The following is a 4424-nucleotide window of genomic DNA, read 5'->3' on the forward strand; positions in this document are numbered from 1 at the left end:
GGTTCAACCCCGCCTTCTGCCGCACCTTCTTTCCAGGAGCCTGGGTGGTGCCCTTGGCCGAGCGGGTCATGTTCTTCGTGTTGAGCTTCTCCAGCACCACGACGGCGTTCTTGTCACACAACACGTGGGCGGTCTGGGCGCTGAAGTCGGCGCGCCGGGCCCGCACCCGCCCGGTCACCCGCGACAGAGCCCGCTTGGTCCTGGCCCGATTGTTCGATCCCTTGCGGCGCCGGGCCAGCTGGCGGCGCAGCCGACGCTCCCGCTCGATCTCCTTGGGAGTTTGGAAGGTGCGGTCGAACAGGTCGCCCTCGGAGGTGGCCACCGCCACGGCCACGCCCCGGTCCACCCCCACCGCCGCATCGGGCACCGCATGCGAGGCCGGGGTGTGCTCGCCGTCCTCGCACAGCAGGGACAGGTACCAGTGCGCCCCGTCGCGGCGCACGGTGGCTGAGCGGATGGTGCCTTTGGGGGCGCGTGACCACCGGAAGCGCACCCACCCGAGCTTGGGAAGCTTGGCGCGTCCCCATTTGCGGCCCAGGCGCTGGACGGTGATGCTCGGCCCGTCGGGGAAGCGGAAGGAGGGTTTCCAGTGGTTTTTGGGCCGGAAGTTGACGTTGAAGGTGCCGTGCTGGGTGCAGGCCCGGTCCAGGTCCTTGAGGGTCTGCTGCAGGATGTGCGAGGGGGCGGCCTTGAGCCAGGTCTCCTCGGTCTTGGCCTGGGCCAGCTGCCCAGCTTGGAGGTGGTAGCCGCAGTAGGGGGCGGCGTAGCCGCGCTTCCACCGGTCCACGATGTGGCGGCGCTGGGCCAGGGCGGTGTTCCAGACCGCGCGGCAGATGTCGCCGTACTCGGCGCACTGGCGGGCCTGGGCGTCGGTGAGCGCCAGCCGGTACCGGAACCCCGTCAGCACAGCACACACCTCCCCCGTCGATCCTGGACAGGACCGTAGCCCGAGGGTGTGACACTTCTGAGCGGGGGCGGCTATCCCCGCCCTGAAGGGACGGGGTCTGCACCGCCAGAGAACCGGATCAGGCAGAACTCGTTGCCCTCAGGGTCGGCCAGCACCACCAGGTCGGGTCCGCGGTTCACCACCGAGGCGCCCAGGGACAGCAACCGCTTCAGCTCCGCGTTGTCCCCCACCAGGTCCACGTGCACCCGGTTCTTGACCGACTTGGGCTCGGGAACCCGCTGGAAGAAGAAGGACGGGCTGCCTTCGGGCCCCTCGACCAGTACCTGCGGGTCGTCCTCGGGATCGAAGACCCCCTCCGAGCGCAGCCGGGCCAACTCCTCCTCGTCGTAGGGCGCCACGGCGTAGCCGTCCATGGCGGCCGCCCAGAAGCGGGCCAGGGAGGCGGGGTGGCGGCAGTCGACGACGATGTCACGCATACGGGCCATGCAGCGACCCTAGTTACACGCGTGCCGGAAAGCCCACGGGTTTTCGCGGGTGCAGGATGGGTCCATGCCACCCACCACCCAGGGCCCGCTGTGGCCCCTGGTCGCCGCGGTGTCCGCTGGCGGGGCCTTGGGCGCCCTGACCCGCCACGACCTGGACGTGCTCTGGCCACCCGCGGCCACCGGGGTCTCCTGGACGATCCTGGCGATCAACGTCAGCGGCAGCCTGCTCATCGGCCTGCTCATGGAACTCATCGCCCACCGCTGGCCGCGCAACCGCTACGTCCGGCCCTTTTGGGGTGTGGGCTTCCTCGGCGGCTACACGACCTTCTCCGCCTACACCATGGACGTCGTCACCGCGCTGGAACGCGGCCACCCCCAGGTCGCGCTCGCCTACCTGGGCCTCACCTTGGCGGGAGCGGTGATCGCGGCTTGGGCCGCCTCGGCCCTGGCCCACCGCATCTTCTTCCAAGGCGGGGGGCGGTTCCCGTGAGCGCGCTGATGGTCGCCCTCGGGGCAGCTGTGGGAGCTCCGGTGCGTTTCCTGGTCGACCTGGCGCTCAAGCGCCGCTTCGGTGAGGCTTTTCCGTGGGGGACGCTACTGGTGAACGTCGCGGGCAGCCTGATTCTGGGCACGCTCATGGCGCTGCCGGTGTCCCCCGAAACCACGGCGCTGGTGGGCACCGGGCTGTGCGGGGCGCTGACCACCTACTCCACGTTCGCCTACGAGACCGTCCAACTCACCCGGACCGGAGCCCGCCTCAGGGCGCTCCTGTACGTCCTGGCCAGCCTCACCCTGGGGATCGGTGCAGCGTGGTTGGGGCTCGCTGCCGGGACCATCCTCCTCGGCTAGCCAAGCGCCTTCGCACCCGCGCTGTGGCTGCCCCTCATCGCCCGCCTGGCCATGCCGTGAGCTCGGCCCCCGTCTGGTCCTCCTGATCTCCAGCAGCGGGAGAGCTTCCCCTAGTATCCTGACCTCTCAAGGCCACGATGTCTTCTGGGCCCACCATCTATGTCAGAAGGGGTTGCACACCATGACCGTGATCGAGCACCCCTCGCCGAGATCTCCTGCCGAGAAGCTGAGCATCGAACAGTTCGAGAGCATCGCCCAGGCCGCCGCCCGTGAGGATGTCACGCTCGAATACCTCAACGGCCAGATGGAGATCCGCACCGTGCCCGACAGTGACCACAACGCGATCCTCATGTGGTTGATGCGCCAGTGCATGACGCAAAGGGCGGACCTGGACCTCAACGTCACCGGTCAGGGCCTCAAGGTCGACTCCTACCGCAAGGGCCGTGCCCGCCCGGACGGCATACTCGCCCCGGTCGACCACTTCGCCGGACAGGGCGAATGGGCCAACCCCCATGGGGTCATCGCGGTCGTCGAAGTCACCTCGTGGGACTCCGACACCAATGCCCGGGACCGGGTCGAGAAGGCGCGCGCCTACGCGGCCTGCGACATCGGCGTCTATCTGCTCGTCGACCGGGACGACGACAGCGTCACCGTCCACAGCGAGCCCGCGGGCGGCCGGTACCGCAACGTCGCCAAACTCGGCTACGGGCACACCATCGACATCCCCGGGGTCGGGATCACCCTGAACACCGACGGGCTCAAGCGGTACGCCGGGAACTGAGCCCCAGCCCAGCCACCCCCGGGACTGGACAACGGGGTGGTGGCCAGACGGCGAGCGGAGTATCGTGGGAAGCGGCGCGGTCCCGCGCCCAACCTCCGGCCCTGGCGCCCACGCCGTCGGCCTCGCGGAGGCAAAGGGGACCCTGGAGTTCTCGGGACGCCGGTCTGACGCAAGCCCTTCCGGCGGGGCGACGGGAGCGTGGGTTCTGTCGCGGACCGCCGAGGAGCCGTCATGACCAGCCAGAAATCCTTCAAGCAGCGGGTGCGCGCCCGGATGGACAAGACCGGCGAGAGCTACACCGCCGCCCGCGCCCACCTGATCACCGAGCCCGAACCGGCGCCCGTCGAAGCACCTGCCTCTCCCAGCGCCGCCACCATGCGCGCACGCGTGTCCGGGGACAAGGTCCGCGAAGCCACCGGCCGCGACTACGACGCGTGGTTCGCGCTGCTGGACGCGTGGGAGGCCACCACCAGGTCCCACACCGAGATCGCCGCGCACCTGACCGGGGACCACGAGGTCGACGGCTGGTGGGCGCAGACCGTCACCGTTGCCTACGAGCAGGAGCGCGGGCTGCGCGTTCCCGGGCAGAAGAAGGACGGGTTCGCGGCGAGCGCGAGCAAGACCGTGAACGTGCCGGTCGAGGTGCTCTTCGCGGCCTTCGCCGACCCCGAGACGCGTGCCCGGTGGCTTCCCCAGGAGGCGACGGAGCGCACCGCCAAGCCGGGCAAGCGCTTCACCGCGGACATGCCGGAAGACACCCGTATGGCCGCGACGTTCCAGGCCAAGGGCGAGGGCAAGGCCATGGTGGGCATCGAGCACACTCGCATCGACAGCGCCGAACGCTCCGCCCGGTGGAAGGCCGACTGGCGCACGTGGCTGGGCGACCTCAAGAAACTCCTGGAGGACTCCCCCGGTTGACCCCTGAAAAACAGGCGCCGGGGCACGTGAACACCACGTGCCCCGGCGCCCGGTTGCGCCTGGGGACACCCACCTCCGGGCCGTAGAGGGCTTCGACCGCAGGTTGAGGGTTGCCGGCGCGTTGCCCCTGCACCGCCGGTCCTGATCGGACCAGAGTCTCCGGGGCCACTTCAACGGAATGCTTGAAGACATGCACGGAGACCAGAACCAACACCCCTCCTCTGACCAACAGCCCGACGAGGGGCGCAAGGCAGCCGCCGGGGTCGCCACCGTGACGACCCCGGCCATCGCGTTCGGCACCTCGGTCGCCGGGGTCCTGGTCAACGTGGGCGAAGAGGTCATGGTCGACTCCGCCCGCTAGATGATTGAGTCCGATGTCTTCAGTGGTCGTAGGCGATCAGGGACCGCTTGACGGGGGCGTTGGTCTCCCAGTTGTGCCAGATCGCCGCGGCCATGGCCAGCAGGCGCTGTGCGGTACGGGCGA

General features: G+C 69.6%; 7 protein-coding genes and 1 pseudogene. 5 read left to right on the top strand and 3 right to left on the bottom strand.

The features are described 5' to 3' along the window. Positions 1-907 (bottom strand): RNA-guided endonuclease InsQ/TnpB family protein (locus ACYVDG_RS32425; protein WP_460763979.1); only part of this gene is annotated, 907 nt, incomplete at its 3' end. Positions 908-978: 71 nt separating this feature from the next. Further along, positions 979-1392, bottom strand: a complete 414-nt coding sequence (locus tag ACYVDG_RS32430) for a VOC family protein (protein ID WP_460763982.1) — start codon at positions 1390-1392, stop codon at positions 979-981. 64 nt (positions 1393-1456) lie between these two features. Here ACYVDG_RS32430 and ACYVDG_RS32435 point away from each other — a divergent pair, with 64 nt between their 5' ends. The 5 genes from ACYVDG_RS32435 (at position 1457) to ACYVDG_RS32455 (ending at position 4301) form a co-directional block, all read left to right on the top strand. Next, positions 1457-1882, top strand: coding sequence for a fluoride efflux transporter FluC (locus tag ACYVDG_RS32435; protein WP_460763985.1), 426 nt, complete (start codon positions 1457-1459; stop codon positions 1880-1882). Then, the gene (crcB, locus tag ACYVDG_RS32440) at positions 1879-2241 is read left to right on the top strand and encodes a fluoride efflux transporter CrcB (protein WP_460763990.1); all 363 of its coding nucleotides are present in this window, start codon (positions 1879-1881) and stop codon (positions 2239-2241) included. Before ACYVDG_RS32435 ends, crcB begins: the two co-directional genes overlap by 4 nt. A gap of 181 nt (positions 2242-2422) precedes the next feature. Next, entirely contained in the window at positions 2423-3022 is a 600-nt protein-coding gene (locus ACYVDG_RS32445) for a Uma2 family endonuclease (RefSeq protein WP_460763995.1), read from the top strand. Positions 3023-3253: 231 nt separating this feature from the next. Then, positions 3254-3940: a hypothetical protein gene (locus ACYVDG_RS32450; protein WP_460764002.1), complete on the top strand. Its 687-nt coding sequence runs from the start codon at positions 3254-3256 to the stop codon at positions 3938-3940. Between the two features lie 190 nt (positions 3941-4130). Next, the gene (locus ACYVDG_RS32455; protein WP_460764007.1) at positions 4131-4301 is read left to right on the top strand and encodes a hypothetical protein; all 171 of its coding nucleotides are present in this window, start codon (positions 4131-4133) and stop codon (positions 4299-4301) included. 19 nt (positions 4302-4320) lie between these two features. Here the strand turns inward: ACYVDG_RS32455 and ACYVDG_RS32460 are convergent. Beyond that, positions 4321-4424: pseudogene (locus ACYVDG_RS32460) on the bottom strand (IS982 family transposase); the annotation flags it as partial.

It is taken from the genome of Nocardiopsis oceani, from assembly GCF_054777395.1.

Coding starts and splice junctions, on each gene's coding strand:
- ACYVDG_RS32430 (WP_460763982.1), bottom strand. CDS start 1,392: ATGGCCCGTATGCGTGACATCGTCGTCGACTGCCGCCACCCCGCCTCC.
- ACYVDG_RS32435 (WP_460763985.1), top strand. CDS start 1,457: ATGCCACCCACCACCCAGGGCCCGCTGTGGCCCCTGGTCGCCGCGGTG.
- ACYVDG_RS32445 (WP_460763995.1), top strand. CDS start 2,423: ATGACCGTGATCGAGCACCCCTCGCCGAGATCTCCTGCCGAGAAGCTG.
- ACYVDG_RS32450 (WP_460764002.1), top strand. CDS start 3,254: ATGACCAGCCAGAAATCCTTCAAGCAGCGGGTGCGCGCCCGGATGGAC.
- ACYVDG_RS32455 (WP_460764007.1), top strand. CDS start 4,131: ATGCACGGAGACCAGAACCAACACCCCTCCTCTGACCAACAGCCCGAC.